Raw genomic sequence first — 16,413 nt, 5'->3', positions numbered from 1 at the left:
GAGGAGGGCGGCGATGAGCGACGCGAAGACCGTCGTGGTCACCGGCGCGTCGCGCGGCATCGGCCACGCCATCGCCCGGCGCTTCCTGGCCGAGGGCTGGCGGGTCATCACTTGCGCCCGGGCCGACGTGCCCGAGGAATGCATGATCGACCGCAACTGGGCCTGCCACATCGTCGCCGATCTGGCCGATCCCGCCTCGGCCCAGGATTTCGTCGCCAGGGCCAATGCCTGGCTGGGCTCCGATCCGCTGCACGCCCTGGTCAACAATGCCGGCGTCAGCCCCAAGACCCCCTACAAGGAGCGTCTGGGGGTGCTGAACGGCTCCATCGACGGCTGGAAGGACGTGTTCGAGCTGAACTTCTTCGCGCCGCTGCGGCTGGCGCGCGGCTTCGCCAGCGCCTTGCACCGGGGACGGGGCGCCATCGTCAACATCACCTCCATCGCCGGGCATTACGTGCATCCCTTCGCGGGATCGGCCTATTCCACCTCGAAGGCGGCCCTGTCGGGTCTGACCCGCGAGATGGCGGCCGAGATGGCCCAATTGGGGGTGCGGGTCAACGCCGTGGCCCCGGGGGAGATCCGCACCGAGATGATCTCGGCCGAATACGAGGCGCTGGTGCCGCGCATCCCGCTGGAGCGCATGGGCACCACGGAGGACGTGGCCGGAACCGTGTTCCGCCTGTGCGGGCCGGACTTCGCCTACGTCACCGGCACCGAGGTCTTCGTCACCGGCGGCCAGCACCTGTATTAGCCTAGAGCGGCGTGCGTTTAATCTGAAACATACCCGGCTTCCCTGAGGTAGTTCCAGCATTCGTCTGGGGTGTAGAGATCGCAGATATTGCCGACGGCCTTCCAGAGGTCGTCGATGGTGCGCGCGCCGATCCGTCGGAGATGAGCCTTGAGTTTGGCAAAGGCCATCTCGATTGGGTTTAGGTCTGGGCTGTATGGGGGTAGGAACAGGAACCAGGCGCCTCTCTCCTTGAGGATGGCCTTGGCCTTCTCGCTTTTATGGCTGGAGAGGTTGTCGAGGATGACGACGTCGCCCGGCTGGAGCGTCGGGGCCAGTTGGGTCTCGACGTAGACCTCGAAGGTTTGTCGGTTCATGGGGCCGTTTATGATCCAGGGTGCCGTCAGACCGTCACAGCGCAAGGCGGCGATGAAGGTTTGGGTTCCCCAGTGGCCGAATGGCGCGCGGGCCTTGAACCGTTGCCCTCGCGGTGCCCGTCCCCGCAACCGGGTCATCTTGGTGGTGGTGGCGGTCTCGTCGATGAACGCCAGCCGGTGAGGCTCCTGGCACATCCGGGGCTGGCGGTGGCTCAGCCAGGTCCGGCGCTCCGCCACCACATCATCGCGACCGGCTTCGGTGGCCAGCAGCGTTTTTTTTGACGCTGAAGCCTTGCCCGATCAGAAACCGCGAGAGTGACGCCGGGTGGGCCGTGACGCCGCATTCGGCCTTCAGCTTGGCCGCCAGTTCCGGCATCGTGATGTCGCCTTGCGCCTCCACCCAGCCGGTCAGAAGAGCGGCAAAGGCCGCCAGCTTACCACCGCCCGGCGGACGGCCTTGCCGCAAGGGCTCCAACGAACCCGTCGCCGCCATCCGTTGTGCAAGACGGACGCTGGTCGCGGCGCTCACTCCAAAATGCCGAGCCGCCGCTCGCCGCGATTCGCCGTGTTCGATCTTACCGTAAACACGGACCCGAAGATCTGATGATAGCCATTTGCCCATGATCCACCTCCAATGAGGTTGAATCACTTTTTCGCCTACAAGGGAATCCCCTGCGATTCAGATTTCAGGTCCGATGCTCTAAACCATCGAGCGTTAAGTCAGAGACAGGTTGTCACCCTGAGCCGCAGGCGATGGGTCTTTCACGCGCAAGCGGCAGCCGTTTCAGGCTGAAGGATGCTTCGGCTTATACCAAGATGCACTGATCGGAACCGATCAGTGCATCGCCCTCAATCGCCGGGCGCCACCTGCGGCGGCTGGGCTCCCGCCGCATAAGCGGCGCGGCCCTTTGGGCCTATCCAAACTGCGATGAGTCACGCTCATCGCAGTTTGGTATTACGCCTCAGCATGACAGCGCGTCTCATATTTGACGCTAATGGATGTCAGCGGAAATAGGCCGGTTCCGTGCCGGTAACCTCGCCCAGATGGGCGATGATGTAGCGCATCAGCTTGGCGGTGGGGGCGAACTCGCCGCGGATGACGCCCCCTTCCGCCACCTTGACGGTGAGGGTGGCTTCGACGCCTTCGTCGGGGGCGCGCACCGCCGCCAAGGTCAGGCGGATGCGGTCGCCCGGCCGGAAGCCGGCTCCCTGGAAGCTGAGGCCCGAGAGGGAAACATCGACCAGCGGAAACACCTTTCCGTCCATCAGGACGGCCAGGCCGTCTCCCACCTTGCGGACGTGCTGCCGCCGTTCCGTGATCTGGGTCACCCTGCCGACTCCCTGCTCGTGCGCTTGCGGCACATATAGCCGAAAAGGGGTAAATGGCATTCGCGTCGTATGTAAACGGGTGATCACTGGCGAAGGGCGATCACTGGGCGGCGCGCGGTGCGTTGGCGAAGGTCTTGCGGACGAAGGACGAGATGTCGCCGAGGGCGGTGTCCTGGTTGATGCCGGCGGCCTTGGCGCGCTCGACGAACTTGCCGACGTATTCCAGGTTGCCGGGAATGCCGAACGAGCGCTTGAACATTTCCTCGCCCATCAGGTCGTAGATGACCAGGGTCATCACCGCCAGCTGGTCCATGCGCAGTCCCAACTCGCCCACCAGCATCTTGGCCGACAGGCCGCCCACCTCGGCCAGCAGGCCGGTGATGCGCACCGTCTGGTCGGCATTGGGCAGCTCGGCCCGCACGGTGGGGTCGAGCAGCACCATGGTGAAGGCGGCCGAGCGCAGGCGCTTGCCGTCGGGGGTGAGTATCTCGGCGATGCGGGCCCGGCGGTCGCCGGTACCGGCCGGAGGCGGGGGGCCGCCGGCCTTGACCTCGTGGACCGGAGCGGGAATGTCGCCACCCGAGACGGCCGCCGCGGCCTTGGGTTTCTCGGCGGGCTTGGGCGCCTCGGAGCGGGCGGCGGGCGGCACCAGGAAGGCCGGAATGTTTTCCGGCAGGGTGGACGGCACCGGCAGCTCGGCCGGATTCTCCTTCAGCCGCCGGATGTCCTCGGGCACCTTGTAGTCGAGAATGCGCTTGCCCAGGCGTTTCACCAGGGCGGGCGACAAGGTTGAATATTCAGGTACGAGGGCGACCTGCCAGTCATGGATCAGGTGCTCCTGCATGGCGTCGTAAAGCGTCTCGCCGCGACTGCGGCCGAGGGTCTTGCCCGCGCCCGGCAGGCTCAGAAGGCGCATCAGCTTGCCCATCAGACCCTTGGGCGGGGGCGGACGGTCCCCGCCCTTCAGCGGGCGCGAGTCGCCGTCCAGGCGCTTGCGGAAATGGCGCTTGGCGCAGGTCCGCACCACCATGGACACCACGTCGTCCAGCGAACGGCCACAGGCCAGCAGGGCGTCGGCCTGTTCCACCGGCACGTCGTGCTCGTCCACCAGCAACTGGCGGAAGCGGTCGGTGTTGGCGCGGAAGGCCTTGAAACAGCGGTCCAGCAGATCGGGATCGTCCAGGACGCATTGGAGCACGCCACGCCGCGGCAGCTTCTTCAATTCGGGAACCAGCTGCGCCATGACGTCCGCCACCGGACCCTCGAGGGTCAGGTTGATCTGACGGACGATCCGGGCATTGGCCTCGGACGGCAGGCGCGGCATGGTGAATTCCGATCGAATCTATACCTCCCCGAAAGGTAAGCCGAACGGGTCCAATTCCCAAGTGACTATATGTCAGACCTTAATCGCGCCGGGACCGGTGGCCGAAGCGGGCGAACACGCCACGCATGAAGATGGCGCACTCGATCACCTCGGTGGTCGGGCCGATGCCGCGAAGCCTTGCCCGTTCGACGATGCGGGTGACCAGTTCGGGATCGGCGCGCGGGCCGAACAGCCGGCCGAACACCGTGCTGCCGATGCAGTCCTGGGCCACCATCAGCATGACCGCCAGCTGGTCCTTGCGCAGTCCCAGCCCCTCGACCAGGGCGGTGGCGGGCTGGCCGCCCACGCCGCGCAGCACGTCGCCGATGCGCACGATCTGATCGGCATTGGGCAGGACCGCCCGCACTTCCGGGTCAAGCAGGGTCTGGGTGAAGGCCTCGGCGCGCAGGCGCTGGTGGTCGGGGGTCAGCACGTCGTCCAGGCTGGCGGTGCGGGGATGGACCACCGGCGCGACCGGGGCGAGCGGCGCCTTGGCGACCGGAGCGAAGGGCGAAACGAAGGGGGCGGCGAAGGTGGACGGCGTGTTGGCCGGCCCCTGGGGAGCCTCCGCCCCAATGGTCCGGACCGGCGCGTCGGGATCGGCGATCAGGCGGGCCAGGGTGTCGGGCTCGCGGCAGTCGAGAATCTTGGCGCCCATCCGGCGGACCAGGGCGGGGTCCATCTCGGAATAGGCGGGCACCAGCGGCACCTGCCACTCGTGCAGAAGATAGGCCTTGATGGCGTCGTAAAGCTCGTCGGCGGGGCTGCGCTGGGCCGCCTGGGCGCGCGCCTCCTCGGCCTCGGCCTCCGCCCGCAGGGCGGCGGGCGACAGCTTGCGGCGGAAGTAGCGCTTGGCGGCGGTGCGCACCACCATGGCGATGACCTCGGCCAGGGTGCGGCCGCAGGACAGCGGGACATTGTCCTCGCTCACCGGGCGGCGGCGCTCGTCCACCAGAACGTAGCGGAAGCGGGGGCGTTCCTTGCGGAAGATCTGGAAACAGCGGGAAAGAAGGTCCAGGTCGTCGAGGGTCCGGTCATAGGCCTGCTCTCGCGGCAGGGCCTTCAGCTCCGGCAGGAACTGTCCGAGAATATCGACAACCGGCCCCTGAAGGGTCCCGTTGATTCTGAAGACCGCTGTCGCGGTATCCGTCATGGCGTCAACCTTAAACTCCCATCGCGCCACATTCCCCGAGGGAAAACGTTAGCATGCGATGAATTGCCCATCACCAAAAAACGATGCGGACCTGATCGCATCACCGCCACAATACCCCCATTCGGCATAGGCTAATGTGAAGGCGCTCACATAGCGACGGAGAAAAAGCATAAGGTCCCCACCCGAGTCGAGAGAGATCAACCCCGCATGTTTCCGATGCTTCGCGGGTCGGTTGAGGATGCGCGGTGAGGGAATGTGCCTAGGCTACTGGTATGGAGGGCAGTGCAGCCCGGCGGGCGAGAGGGTGAAGATTTCATAGCCCGAGGCCGTGACGCCGATGGAGTGCTCGAACTGGGCCGACAGGGACTTGTCCTTGGTGACGGCGGTCCAGCCGTCGGCCAGGATCTTGGTCTCGTAGCGGCCGGCATTTATCATCGGCTCGATGGTGAAGAACATGCCCTCGGCCAGCACGGCGCCTTCGCCGGGATTGCCGTAATGCATGACGTTGGGCGGCTCGTGGAAGATGCGGCCCAGGCCGTGGCCGCAGAAGTCGCGCACCACCGAGAAACGGTGCTTTTCGGCGAAGCTCTGGATGGCGTGGCCGATGTCGCCCAGGGTGGCGCCGGGCCTGACCACCTCGATGCCGCGCATCAGGGCCTCGTAGGTGACTTCCACCAGCTTGCGGGCCTTCACACCCACCTTGCCCACGTAATACATGCGCGACGAATCGCCGTGCCAGCCCTCGACGATGGGGGTGACGTCGATATTGACGATGTCGCCTTCCTCCAGGCGCTTTTCGCCGGGAATGCCGTGGCAGACCACGTGGTTGACCGAGGTGCAGATGGATTTGGGGAAGCCGCGGTAGTTCATGGGCGCGTTGACGGCGCCGCGCGCGATGATGAACTCGGCGCACAGGCGGTCCAGCTCGGCGGTGGTCACGCCCGGCACCACGTGGGGGGCGATGAAGTCCAAGGTCTCGGCGGCGAGAAGGCCCGCCTTGCGCATGCCTTCGAAGTCGGCCGGGCCGTGGCGGCGGATGCGGGAATATTCCCTGTCTTCGTGTTCCATCGGTCCCTTCAGATCCGTTCGCTCAATTCCATGCCCAAGGGCTCGCCCAGTTCGATGCCGCCGGTCGATAAACGGCAGGTATAGCAGATCGCTTCGACGCCGTCCCGTGTCGCCTGGGCCAGGGCCTTCGCATAGGTGGGGTCGATGTCGGCGGCGGGCCGGAAGCCGGTGCAATCTTCCCGCTGCACCAGATAGACCATCACCGCCCGCTCACCGGCCCTGACCCGCTCGGTCAGTTCCGCCAGATGCTTGGTGCCCCGGGTGGTCACCGCGTCGGGAAACTCGGCCCAGGTCCCGCGCTTCAGGTGGACGTTCTTCACCTCCACCCAGCATTTGGGGCGGTCCCGGGCTTCCAGCAACAGGTCGATGCGCGAATTCACCCCGTACTTCACCTCGCGGCGGATGGACTCGTAGCCCGCCAGCTCGGAGATCAGCCCGGCGGCGACCGCCTCGGCGACGATGCCGTTGGGATGGGCGGTGTTGACCCCCACCAGATGGCCGTCCACCGTCACCAGCTCCCAGTTCCATTTCAGCTTGCGCTCGGGATTGGAGGCGGGCGACAGCCAGACCTCCATGCCCGGCTCGGCGGTGCCCAGCATGGCGCCGGAATTGGCCACGTGGGCGGTGGTCTCGGTGCCGTCCTCGAAGCGGATGTCGGCCAGGAAGCGCTTGTAGCGCCGGATCAGGGTGGCGCGGACCAGGGGAGCGGAAAATCGCATCAATCGGTCTCGGGGCTCATGCGGCTGTTGAGGCCGCCCAGGCCGGGCACGGCGCAGCCCTGGGGCGCCGGGGCGGGCTGGCAGGGATGCGGCGCCCAGCCGGTCATGGTCAGCACCTGGAAGGTGGCGGGCAGGCGGCCATCGGGGCCGGCGAACCGCTCCTGGTACAGCGCCACGGCGCGCAGCAGGGTGGCGCGCCGGGTCAGCCCCTTGCGCTGGGCCGCCACGGCGTTGGTCTCGCCCATGCCGCGCAGGTCGGCCATCAGGCGCATGGGGTCGCCATAGCTGACGGCGACCGAATCGGCGTCGGCCACCGGCAGGACGAAGCCGGCCCGCTGCAGCAGCGCTCCCAGATCCTTGACGTCGGCGAAGGGGGCGATTCGAGGGCTGACGCCCCCCTCCTCGGCCAGTTCGGCATCCTGCAGGCACTGGCGCAGCTCGGCCAGGGTGCCGGCCCCCAGCAGGGCGGCGACGAACAGCCCGTCGGGCTTCAGCACCCGGCGGATCTGCAGCAAGGTGCCGGGCAGGTCGTTGACCCAGTGCAGCGACAGGCACGACACCACCAGATCGAAGCTTTGGGCGGCGAACGGCAGCCATTCCTCGTCGGCGGCCAGGGTCGGATGGCCGTTGGCCGCCGCCCTGGCGGCCATGGCGGGCGACAGGTCGCACTGCACCAGGGTCTCGACGCCGCCGCGCCCCCGCAGGGTGTCGGCCATCTCGCCGGTGTGGCAGCCCAGGTCCAGCGCCATGGGAAAGCGCCGCCTGACGTCGTCCAGGCGGTCGGCCAGACGCTCGGCCACCTCGCGCACCAGGAAGTCGTGGGCGACGAAAGTGCCGGCTGCACGGTCGCGGCGCTTGCGCACCAGCTGTCGGTCGAAGATTCTCATGTCGGGCTGTATGGCATGTCCGCGCCGCCGGAGGGAAGGGGAGAAGATGCCGGTCAGACTTGCACGTCTGGTGATCGACGCGCTGCTGCCGCCGCTCTGCCTGTCCTGCGGGGCGGAAGTGGCCGAGCCCGGCAGCCTGTGCCCGCGCTGCTGGTCGGCCATGGACTTCCTGGGCGATCCCTCTTGCGCCTGCTGCGGCCTGCCCTTCGAGCTGGACCCGGGCGAAGGGGCGGTGTGCGGCGCCTGCGCCCGCCAGCCGCCGCGCTATTCCCGGGCGCGGGCGGTGCTGCGCTATGACGATGCGTCGAAGGCCCTGATCCTGCGCCTCAAGCATGCCGACCGCCTGGAAGGGGTGGGGGCTTTCGCCCGCTGGATGGCGCGGGCCGGCGGGACGATGCTGGGCGAGGCCGATCTGCTGGTGCCGGTGCCGCTCCATCGCTGGCGACTGTTCGCCCGGCGCTACAATCAGGCCGCCCTGCTGGCCAACGCCATCGGGCGGATGGCCAGGGTGGCGGTGGAGCCGGGAATGCTGGTCCGCACCCGCCGCACCCCGCCCCAGGGTCATCTCGGCCATGACGCCCGGGCCCGCAACGTGGCCGGCGCCTTCAAGGTGGTGGAACGCCTGTTTCCCCGTCTGGAAGGACGCCGTGTGGTGCTGGTGGACGACGTCATGACCAGCGGCGCCACCGTGGACGAATGCGCCCGCGTGCTGCTGCGGGGAGGCGCCGCCTCGGTGGACGTGCTGACCCTGGGACGGGTGGTGCGGGAGAGCTAGCTGCGCTATATAAGGGCGGTAACGAAACCTGGAGCCCCCCATGGCCGAGATCGAGATCTACACCACCGACGTCTGCCCCTATTGCGTCAAGGCCAAGAAGCTGTTCGACAAGAAGGGCGTGACCTATTCCGAGATCAACGTCTCGACCGACGACGGCCTGCGCCAGTACATGACCAACCGGGCCGGCGGACGCCGCACGGTGCCGCAGATCTTCATCGACGGGGTGCATGTGGGCGGCTGCGACGACCTTTACGCGCTGGACAAGGACGGCAAGCTGGATCCCATGCTGGCGGGTGGAGCGTGAGGAGCTTCAAGGCGGCCTGCCTTCAGGTCAACGCCTCCAACGACCTGATGGCCAATTGCGAGGCCGCCGCCGCCTTGGCCGTCGAGGCCCGCGCCGCCGGCGCCGACCTGATCCTGATGCCCGAGAACGTGGCCATGATGGAGTGGGGACGCTCCAACATCGTCCTGAAGGCCCAGCCGGAAGAGGAGCATCAGGCGCTGAAGTTCTTCCGCGACCTGGCGCGCGAGATCGGCGTCTGGCTGCATGTGGGCAGCCTGCACGTGCTGCTCGAAGGCGGCATGGTGGCCAACCGCACCTATGTGCTGCGTCCCGACGGCGGGATCGCGGCGCGCTATTCCAAGATCCACATGTTCGACGTGGATCTGGGCCTGGGCGAGGTCTACAAGGAATCCGCCACCTTCCAGCCCGGCGACGACGCGGTCTGCGTCGATCTGCCCTGGGGGCGGCTGGGACTGTCCATCTGCTACGACGTGCGCTTCCCCCATCTCTACCGGGCGCTGGCCCATGCCGGATCAAGCTTCCTGGCGGTGCCGGCGGCGTTCACCCGGCCCACCGGCAAGGCCCACTGGCACGTGCTGCTGCGGGCCAGGGCCATCGAGACCGGCTGCTACGTCTTCGCCCCCGCCCAGTGCGGCGAGCACGTCAACGACCGCCAGACCTACGGTCATGCCTTGATCGTCAGCCCGTGGGGCGAGGTGCTGGCCGACGCGCTGGAACGGCCCGGCTGGGTGATGGCCGACATCGACCCGGAAAAGGTCAAGGACGCAAGGCGCAAGATTCCCTGCCTGGACCACGACCGGCCGTTCGGAGTGCCGAAGCGGTAGCCGCCAACATCTCTTGATTGTCATCCCGGCCTTGAGCCGGGATCCAGGAGTCGTTCCCTCTGGAGTCTGGCCCCCCCTGGATCCCGGATAGCGCGTTGCGCTTCCGGGATGACGCCATCAGGTGGAGGGAAGCGTTGCCGGCCCCTTCCCGTTGACGGCGCAAATCCGCTGCACCACCTTGGCGCCGCCCTCGATGCCGTCCTCGTAGGCCACCACGGTCAGGTCGCCGACCATGTCCAGCAACTCGCCCCGCCGCAGCAGGTGGTCGGGATTGGCCGGGCGGCCGAATGTCTCGTTGCCGGCGGCGAAGGTTTCGTAGAGCAGCACGCCGCCGGGGTTCAAGCTGGCCAGGATGGCCGGGAACAGCGGCCGCCACAGGTAATTGGTCACCACCACCGCGTCGAAACTCCGACCCGACAGCGGCCAGGGGGAGCCGTCCTCCAGATCGGCGGCGATCAGTTCCGCCCCCTCGGCGAGGCGCGCCTGGGCCACGTCGCGGTCCAGCGCGGTGACCTTGTGCCCAAGATCAAGGAACAGACGGGAATGCCGTCCTCCGCCGCAGGCGAGGTCGAGCACGCTGCCCTTGGCCGGCACCAGGGGGGCGAAGCGGGCGATCCAGGGGGAGGGGGCGACGCGGAAAGGGTCGGTGCCCATGGCTTTTGCGGACCGTATCTGTTACCAAGAACGCGGATAGCGGATATCAGCGGCCATGATCCTGTTCGAATTGCGCTGCTCTGGCGAGCATCATTTTGAAGCCTGGTTCAAGGACGGCGCCACCTATGACAGGCAGGCGGCGGCCGGCGAGATTTCCTGCCCGGTCTGCGGCGATTCCCATGTGGAAAAGGCCCCCATGGCGCCCCGTCTGGCCAAGGCGCGCGGCGCCGCGCTGGACGCCCAGGCGGCGGCGGGCGAGTTGCGCAGGATGCTGGTGGACCTGAAGCACAAGGTGCAGGCCAGCTGCGACTACGTGGGTGACAAATTCCCCGACGAGGCCCGCAAGATCCATTACGGCGATGCCGAGGCCCGGCCCATCTACGGCGAGGCCACCCCCGACCAGGCCCGGGACCTGGAGGACGAGGGAGTCGCCGTCGCCCGCATCCCCTGGGTGGCCGAGGGGAATTAGAGTCTGTCTGGCTTTGGCTGAGCCAGTCCCGCCTTTCTCCGTCATGCCCGGGCCTGACCCGGGCATCCACGTGGCGCCGCCCAATCCATTGTTTCCAATGGTGATGCATGCGGACACGCGTGGATCGCCGGGTCAAGCCCGGCGATGACGAAAAAGGAAAGCGTTTCAGCTTAAGTCGGACAGACCCTAGGCGCGCCCCTCTCCCCGGCCCTCTCCCTCAGGGAGAGGGTGGCGCGGAGCGCCGGGAGAGGGATCAAGCCTTCACCCCGAACAGCATGTAATTGACGTCGAGATTGTCGGTCTCGCGCCAGGTGTCGCTGAAGGGATTGAAGGCCATGCCGGCCATCTGGCGCACGGTGACGCCGTGGTCGCGCAACATGGCGGCGAATTCCGAGGGGCGGACGAACTTGTTCCAGTCGTGGGTGCCCTTGGGCAGCCAGCCGAGCACGTATTCGGCTCCCACCACCGCCAGCGCCCAAGCCTTGGCGGTGCGGTTGAGCGTGGCGCCCATGAAGACGCCGCCGGGCTTCAGATGCGCCGTCGCGTGGCCCAGGAAGGCGGAGACGTCGGGGACGTGCTCCACCACCTCCATGGACAGCACCACGTCGAACATTTCGTCGGCGGCGAGCTGTTCGGGCGTGGCCATCCGGTAGCTCACCTCGGTGCCCGATTGCTCGGCGTGCAGGCGGGCGATGGCGACGTTCCTGTCGCCGGCATCGATGCCGGTGACCGTGAAGCCCATGCGGGCCAGGGGCTCGGAGAGCAGGCCGCCGCCCGAGCCCACGTCCAGCAGGGTCAGGCCCTCGAACGGACGCATCAGGGTTTCATCCCGGCCGAAATGGCTGGCGAAGTGGCGGCGCATGAAGGCCAGGCGCACGGGATTGAAGCGGTGCAGCGGCTTGAACTTGCCGTTCGGGTCCCACCACGCCTCGGCCATGGCGGTGAAGCGGGCGATTTCCTCGGGCGATGCGGTGCCCTGCTGGTCCATGAATTTCCACTCCGCCATCGACATTCGGTTCGTTAACAATTCGTCAGGGGGCCGTGCTTGCGTCCCGATGGGCGACAGAGTATGAATACGCGCCCTTCCGGCGGCAACCGCGCAAACGAGAGTTTCACGCGGGGCCATCGGCGAGGGAGGATAAGGAACAGCCCGGGGCTGGGACAACAAGGGTTTTCTCATGGCTCGCATCGTTATGAAATTCGGCGGCACCTCGGTCGCCGACATCGAGCGCATCAAGAATGTCGCCAACCGCGTCAAGCGGGAATTCGACTCCGGCAACGAGGTCGCCGTGGTGGTCTCGGCCATGTCGGGGGCCACCAACCAGCTGGTCGCCTGGTGCAACCAGGTGGCGCCGCTGCATGACGCCCGCGAATACGACGCGGTGGTCGCCACCGGCGAGCAGGTGACCATCGGCTTGCTGGCCATCGCGCTGCAGGAGCTGGGCGTCGAGGCCCGCTCGTGGTGCGGCTGGCAGCTGCCGATCCGCACCGACGGCGTCCACGGCAAGGCGCGCATCATGTCCATCGAGACGGACGAGATGATCGAGCGCATGGGCAAGGGCGAGGTGGCGGTGGTCGCCGGCTTCCAGGGCCTGGGCCCCGACAACCGCATCTCGACGCTGGGACGCGGCGGATCGGACACCTCGGCCGTGGCGCTGGCCGCCGCCCTGAAGGCGGATCGCTGCGACATCTACACCGACGTGGACGGCGTCTACACCACCGACCCGCGCATCGTGTCCGTGGCCAAGAAGCTCGACAAGATCACCTACGAGGAGATGCTGGAGCTGGCCTCGGTGGGCGCCAAGGTGCTGCAGACCCGCTCGGTGGAAATGGCCATGAAGCACCGCGTGCGCGTGCAGGTGCTTTCCAGCTTCGAAGACAAGCCCGGTACTCTCGTTTGCGATGAGGATGAGATCGTGGAAAAGGAATTGGTGAGCGGCATCGCCTATAGCCGCGACGAGGCGAAGATCACCCTGGTGCGCGTGGCCGACCGGCCCGGCGTGGCGGCTTCCATCTTCGGCCCCCTGGCCGACGCGGCGGTCAACGTGGACATGATCGTCCAGAACGTGTCCGAGGACGGCAAGTCCACCGACCTGACCTTCACCGTCGGCAACGCCGACCTGGAGCGGGCCAAGAAGGTGCTGGAAGACGCCAAGGGTACCCTCGGCTTCGAGAAGCTGCTGGCCGACCCCAACGTGGTCAAGGTCTCGGTGATCGGCGTCGGCATGCGCTCGCACGCCGGCATCGCCCAGAAGATGTTCCAGACCCTGGCGTCGGAAGGCATCAACATCCAGGTGATCTCCACCTCCGAAATCAAGATCAGCGTGCTGATCGAGGAGAAGTACACCGAACTGGCCCTGCGCGCGCTTCATACCGCCTACGGTCTGGACGCCGCGTAAGCGGGGCACTTGCCAGAGGGCCTGATGGATAAGGCGAGGCAGCGGCTCGAACATCTGTGGCGGCGCGGACGGGACTTTCTCGGCACCGAATACGCCATCATGGGCGGGGCGATGTCGTGGATTTCCGAACGCCGGCTGGTCGCCGCCATCTCCAATGGCGGCGGCTTCGGCGTGCTCGCCTGCGGTTCCATGCCGCCCGCCTTGCTGCGCGAGGAAATCCGCGCCACCCAGGAGCTGACCGCCAAGCCGTTCGGCGTCAACCTCATCACGCTGCATCCCGAGCTGGATTCCCTGATCGACGTCTGCGGCGAGATGCAGGTGGGCCACATCGTGCTGGCCGGCGGATTGCCCACGGCGGCGGCCATCAAGCGGGCCAAGGATACCGGGGCCAAGGTGATCTGCTTCGCGCCGGCCGTGGTGCTGGCCAGGAAGCTGCTGCGTTCCGGCGTCGACGCCCTGGTGATCGAGGGCGCCGAGGCCGGCGGCCATGTGGGGCCCGTCGCCACCAGCGTGCTGGCCCAGGAAATCCTGCCCGTGGTCGATCAGGTGCCGGTCTTCGTGGCCGGCGGCATCGGCCGGGGCGAGGCCATCGTCTCCTACCTGGAGATGGGCGCCTCGGGCTGCCAGCTGGGCACCCGCTTCGTCTGCGCCAGCGAATGCATCGCGCATCCCAATTTCAAGCAGGCGTTCATCCGCGCCGCCGCCCGCGACGCTTTGCCCTCGGTGCAGGTGGACCCGCAATTCCCGGTGATTCCGGTCCGCGCGCTGACCAACAACGCCACCAAGCGCTTCATCCTGTTCCAGCTGGACGTGATTTCCCGCTTCAAGGCCGGCGAGATCGAGCAGAAGGACGCCCAGCTGGAGATCGAGCATTTCTGGGCGGGTGCCCTGAAGCGCGCGGTCATCGACGGCGACGTGGAGAACGGTTCGCTGATGGCCGGCCAGAGCGTCGGCATGGTGACGCGCGAGCAGCCCACCGCCGACATCTTGCAGGAATTGCTGGCCCAGGCCCTGGCCGCCCTGGCGGATCGCCACGGCCCCGTCCCGGTGCAGGCTTGAGATGCAAAGCGCGGGGATGACCTCCGTCTCGCGCCGGCTGCTGGGACGTCTGCGCGACGTCATGGCGGGCAGCGGCTCGGCCCAGGACCGCCTGGACAAGGTGGTCAAGCTGATCGCCGCCGACATGGTCGCCGAGGTGTGCTCGTGCTACGTCATGCGCGCCGGCGAGGTGCTGGAACTGTTCGCCACCGAGGGCCTGAAGAAGGAATCGGTGCACCAGACCCGCCTGCGGGTGGGCGAGGGCCTGGTCGGCGACATCGCCGCCCATGCGCGGCCGCTGGCCCTGGCCGACGCCCAGGCCCATCCCAATTTCGTCTTCCGCCCGGAAACCGGCGAGGAGATCTTCCACTCGCTGATGGGCGTGCCCATCATCCGCGGCTCGCGCGTGGTGGGCGTGGTGGTGGTGCAGAACCGCACCATGCGCCACTACACCGACGAGGAGATCGAGACCCTCGAGACCGTGGCCATGGTGCTGGCCGAGCTGGTGGTGTCGGGCGAGCTGGTCAACCGCGCCGAGCTGGTGCCGGTGGACGGCAACGCTTTGCTGCCGCTGCGCATGGAGGGCGTCAAGCTCAACGGCGGCATCGGTGTCGGCGTGGCGGTGCTGCACCGGCCGCGCATCACCATCCAGCGGCTGGTGGCCGAGGACCCGGATGCCGAGCTGGAGCGCCTGAAGAAGGCGCTGACCGGGATCAAGCTGGCGCTGGAGGAGCTGTTCTCCCGGCCCGAGATGCGCGATGGCGAGCACCGCGACGTGCTCGAGACCTATCGCATGTTCGCCGAGGACAAGGGCTGGCTGAACCGCATCAGCGAGGCCATCCGCACCGGTCTCACCGCTGAGGCGGCGGTGCAGAAGGTCCACGACGACACCCGCGCCCGCATGAGCCAGATCACCGATCCGTACCTGCGCGAGCGCATGCACGATTTCGAGGATCTGGCCAACCGTCTGCTGCAGCATCTGGCCGGCGGCGAGGGCGAGCAGCGCCCCGGCGCCGCCGACCTGCCCGAGGGCGCCATCCTGATCGGCCGCAACCTGGGGCCGATGGAGCTGTTCGATTACGACCCCAAGCGGCTGCGCGGCCTGGTGCTGGAGGAAGGCTCGGCCACCTCCCACGTGGCCATCGTGGCGCGCGCGCTGGACATTCCGGTGGTCGGACGGGTCAAGGACGTGCTCGACAAGATCGAGCCGCTGGACCCGGTGATCTGCGACGGCGACAACGGCCAGGTGTTCATCCGCCCGCCGGACGACATCCGCGAGACCTATATCGACGCCATCAGCCAGCGTCAGATGCGCCAGGCCGTCTATGCCCGCCTGCGCGAGCTTCCCGCCATCACCCGCCAGGGCGTGCGCATCGGCATCCACATGAATGCCGGCCTGCTGCTCGACCTGCAGCATCTGGTGGAATCGGGGGCCGACGGCATCGGCCTGTACCGCACCGAGCTGCCGTTCATGGCGCGCTCCAGCTTGCCCGACGTGGCGGCCCAGACCCTGCTCTACAAGAAGATTCTCGATCAGGCCGAGGGGCGGCCGGTGGTGTTCCGCACCCTGGACGTGGGCGGCGACAAGGTGCTGCCCTACTGGAATCCCTACGAGGAGGACAACCCGGCGCTGGGCTGGCGCTCCATCCGCATCACGCTCGACCGTCCGGCGGTGATGCGCTCGCAGCTGCGCGCCCTGCTGCGCGCCGCCCAGGGGCGCGAGCTGTCGGTGATGTTCCCCATGATCGCCGAGGTCTCCGAATTCGTTCAGGCCCGCCACATCCTCGACAAGGAGCTGGACCACGAGCGCGAGATCGGCAATCCGCTGCCCTCCAAGGTGCTGGTCGGCACCATGCTGGAGGTGCCGGCCCTGGCGCTGCAGCTGGACGCCCTGTTGCCCATGGTGGATTTCGTCTCCATCGGCTCCAACGACCTGACCCAGTTCCTGTTCGCCGTCGATCGCGGCAATCCGCGCATCGCCGAGCGCTACGACCCGCTGGCGCCCGCCATGATCCGCTTCATGCGCTATGTGGCGGTCAAGTGCGGCGAGTACGGCGTTTCGCTGTCGGTGTGCGGCGAGATGGCCGGCCGGCCGCTGGAGGCCATGGCCCTGATCGGCGCCGGCATCCGCAACCTGTCGCTGTCGGCTCCCAACATCGGACCGGTGAAGACCATGATCCGCAGCCTGGATATCGGCGCGCTGGAGGCCTACCTCAACACCCTTCTCAAGTCGCCCGATCACTCGTTGCGCAACAAGCTGAAGACCTTCGCGCTGGACCACGGCGTGGTCCTGTAAGGTTGCCACCCCGCGCGGGGATTTGCTAAAC

17 protein-coding genes are annotated in these 16,413 nt (G+C 67.4%); 8 read left to right on the top strand and 9 right to left on the bottom strand.

Translation table 11 applies throughout. The features are described from left to right. The first annotated feature begins 13 nt into the window (after window positions 1–13). Window positions 14–751, top strand: a complete 738-nt coding sequence (locus ACV4UZ_RS13340; RefSeq protein ID WP_491601300.1) for an SDR family NAD(P)-dependent oxidoreductase — start codon at window positions 14–16, stop codon at window positions 749–751. A gap of 17 nt (window positions 752–768) precedes the next feature. On the opposite strand, the gene ACV4UZ_RS13335 is transcribed toward ACV4UZ_RS13340, so the two are convergent. From ACV4UZ_RS13335 to ACV4UZ_RS13305, 7 genes are all read right to left on the bottom strand, one after another. After that, window positions 769–1,726, bottom strand: a protein-coding gene (locus ACV4UZ_RS13335) for an IS630 family transposase (protein ID WP_491599710.1) whose coding sequence is annotated in 2 segments (ribosomal slippage) — window positions 769–1,396 and window positions 1,395–1,726 — 960 coding nt in all. Because the reading frame shifts where the segments join, the coding sequence is not laid out codon by codon here. Window positions 1,727–2,106: 380 nt separating this feature from the next. Continuing rightward, the gene (locus ACV4UZ_RS13330; protein ID WP_491601299.1) at window positions 2,107–2,433 is read right to left on the bottom strand and encodes a PilZ domain-containing protein; all 327 of its coding nucleotides are present in this window, start codon (window positions 2,431–2,433) and stop codon (window positions 2,107–2,109) included. Window positions 2,434–2,533: 100 nt separating this feature from the next. Continuing rightward, entirely contained in the window at window positions 2,534–3,757 is a 1,224-nt protein-coding gene (locus ACV4UZ_RS13325; protein WP_491601298.1) for a hypothetical protein, read from the bottom strand. A 79-nt stretch (window positions 3,758–3,836) separates the two neighbouring features. Next, entirely contained in the window at window positions 3,837–4,949 is a 1,113-nt protein-coding gene (locus tag ACV4UZ_RS13320; protein ID WP_491601297.1) for a hypothetical protein, read from the bottom strand. A gap of 264 nt (window positions 4,950–5,213) precedes the next feature. Next, complete coding sequence (map, locus tag ACV4UZ_RS13315; protein WP_491601296.1) at window positions 5,214–6,017, bottom strand: type I methionyl aminopeptidase; 804 nt, start codon at window positions 6,015–6,017, stop codon at window positions 5,214–5,216. 8 nt (window positions 6,018–6,025) lie between these two features. Then, complete coding sequence (gene sfsA, locus ACV4UZ_RS13310; RefSeq protein ID WP_491601295.1) at window positions 6,026–6,736, bottom strand: DNA/RNA nuclease SfsA; 711 nt, start codon at window positions 6,734–6,736, stop codon at window positions 6,026–6,028. Continuing rightward, a complete protein-coding gene (locus tag ACV4UZ_RS13305; RefSeq protein WP_491601294.1) occupies window positions 6,736–7,623 on the bottom strand; it encodes a methyltransferase domain-containing protein in 888 nt (295 codons plus the stop codon). The genes sfsA and ACV4UZ_RS13305 overlap by 1 nt, the downstream gene beginning before the upstream one ends. Before the next feature lie 46 nt (window positions 7,624–7,669). Between ACV4UZ_RS13305 and ACV4UZ_RS13300 the strand changes: the two genes are divergently transcribed. Genes ACV4UZ_RS13300 through ACV4UZ_RS13290 form a run of 3 tightly spaced genes read left to right on the top strand, consistent with a single transcriptional unit; the run spans window position 7,670 to window position 9,526 of the window. Next, window positions 7,670–8,398, top strand: coding sequence for a ComF family protein (locus tag ACV4UZ_RS13300; RefSeq protein ID WP_491601293.1), 729 nt, complete (start codon window positions 7,670–7,672; stop codon window positions 8,396–8,398). A 40-nt stretch (window positions 8,399–8,438) separates the two neighbouring features. Beyond that, window positions 8,439–8,702, top strand: a complete 264-nt coding sequence (gene grxC / locus ACV4UZ_RS13295; RefSeq protein WP_491601292.1) for a glutaredoxin 3 — start codon at window positions 8,439–8,441, stop codon at window positions 8,700–8,702. Continuing rightward, window positions 8,699–9,526, top strand: a complete 828-nt coding sequence (locus tag ACV4UZ_RS13290) for a carbon-nitrogen hydrolase family protein (protein ID WP_491601291.1) — start codon at window positions 8,699–8,701, stop codon at window positions 9,524–9,526. Before grxC ends, ACV4UZ_RS13290 begins: the two co-directional genes overlap by 4 nt. Before the next feature lie 117 nt (window positions 9,527–9,643). Here ACV4UZ_RS13290 and ACV4UZ_RS13285 read toward each other — a convergent pair whose 3' ends face one another. Further along, entirely contained in the window at window positions 9,644–10,180 is a 537-nt protein-coding gene (locus tag ACV4UZ_RS13285; RefSeq protein ID WP_491601290.1) for a class I SAM-dependent methyltransferase, read from the bottom strand. A 55-nt stretch (window positions 10,181–10,235) separates the two neighbouring features. Here ACV4UZ_RS13285 and ACV4UZ_RS13280 point away from each other — a divergent pair, with 55 nt between their 5' ends. Continuing rightward, on the top strand, window positions 10,236–10,649 hold the full coding sequence (locus tag ACV4UZ_RS13280; RefSeq protein WP_491601289.1) for a DUF1178 family protein: 414 nt from the start codon (window positions 10,236–10,238) through the stop codon (window positions 10,647–10,649). A 253-nt stretch (window positions 10,650–10,902) separates the two neighbouring features. Here ACV4UZ_RS13280 and ubiG read toward each other — a convergent pair whose 3' ends face one another. Then, entirely contained in the window at window positions 10,903–11,637 is a 735-nt protein-coding gene (gene ubiG / locus ACV4UZ_RS13275) for a bifunctional 2-polyprenyl-6-hydroxyphenol methylase/3-demethylubiquinol 3-O-methyltransferase UbiG (RefSeq protein WP_491601288.1), read from the bottom strand. Between the two features lie 190 nt (window positions 11,638–11,827). Here ubiG and ACV4UZ_RS13270 point away from each other — a divergent pair, with 190 nt between their 5' ends. Genes ACV4UZ_RS13270 through ptsP form a run of 3 tightly spaced genes read left to right on the top strand, consistent with a single transcriptional unit; the run spans window position 11,828 to window position 16,382 of the window. Then, window positions 11,828–13,048, top strand: coding sequence for an aspartate kinase (locus ACV4UZ_RS13270; protein ID WP_491601287.1), 1,221 nt, complete (start codon window positions 11,828–11,830; stop codon window positions 13,046–13,048). A gap of 24 nt (window positions 13,049–13,072) precedes the next feature. Then, window positions 13,073–14,107 (top strand): NAD(P)H-dependent flavin oxidoreductase, encoded by a 1,035-nt coding sequence (locus ACV4UZ_RS13265; RefSeq protein WP_491601286.1) that lies wholly within the window; start codon window positions 13,073–13,075, stop codon window positions 14,105–14,107. Window position 14,108: 1 nt separating this feature from the next. Continuing rightward, a complete protein-coding gene (ptsP, locus tag ACV4UZ_RS13260; RefSeq protein ID WP_491601285.1) occupies window positions 14,109–16,382 on the top strand; it encodes a phosphoenolpyruvate--protein phosphotransferase in 2,274 nt (757 codons plus the stop codon). Window positions 16,383–16,413 lie beyond the last annotated feature (31 nt).

This window comes from Paramagnetospirillum sp., assembly GCF_058402745.1.
Note: the sequence above shows the minus strand (reverse complement) of the source record. Positions and strands in the feature narration are given on the sequence as shown.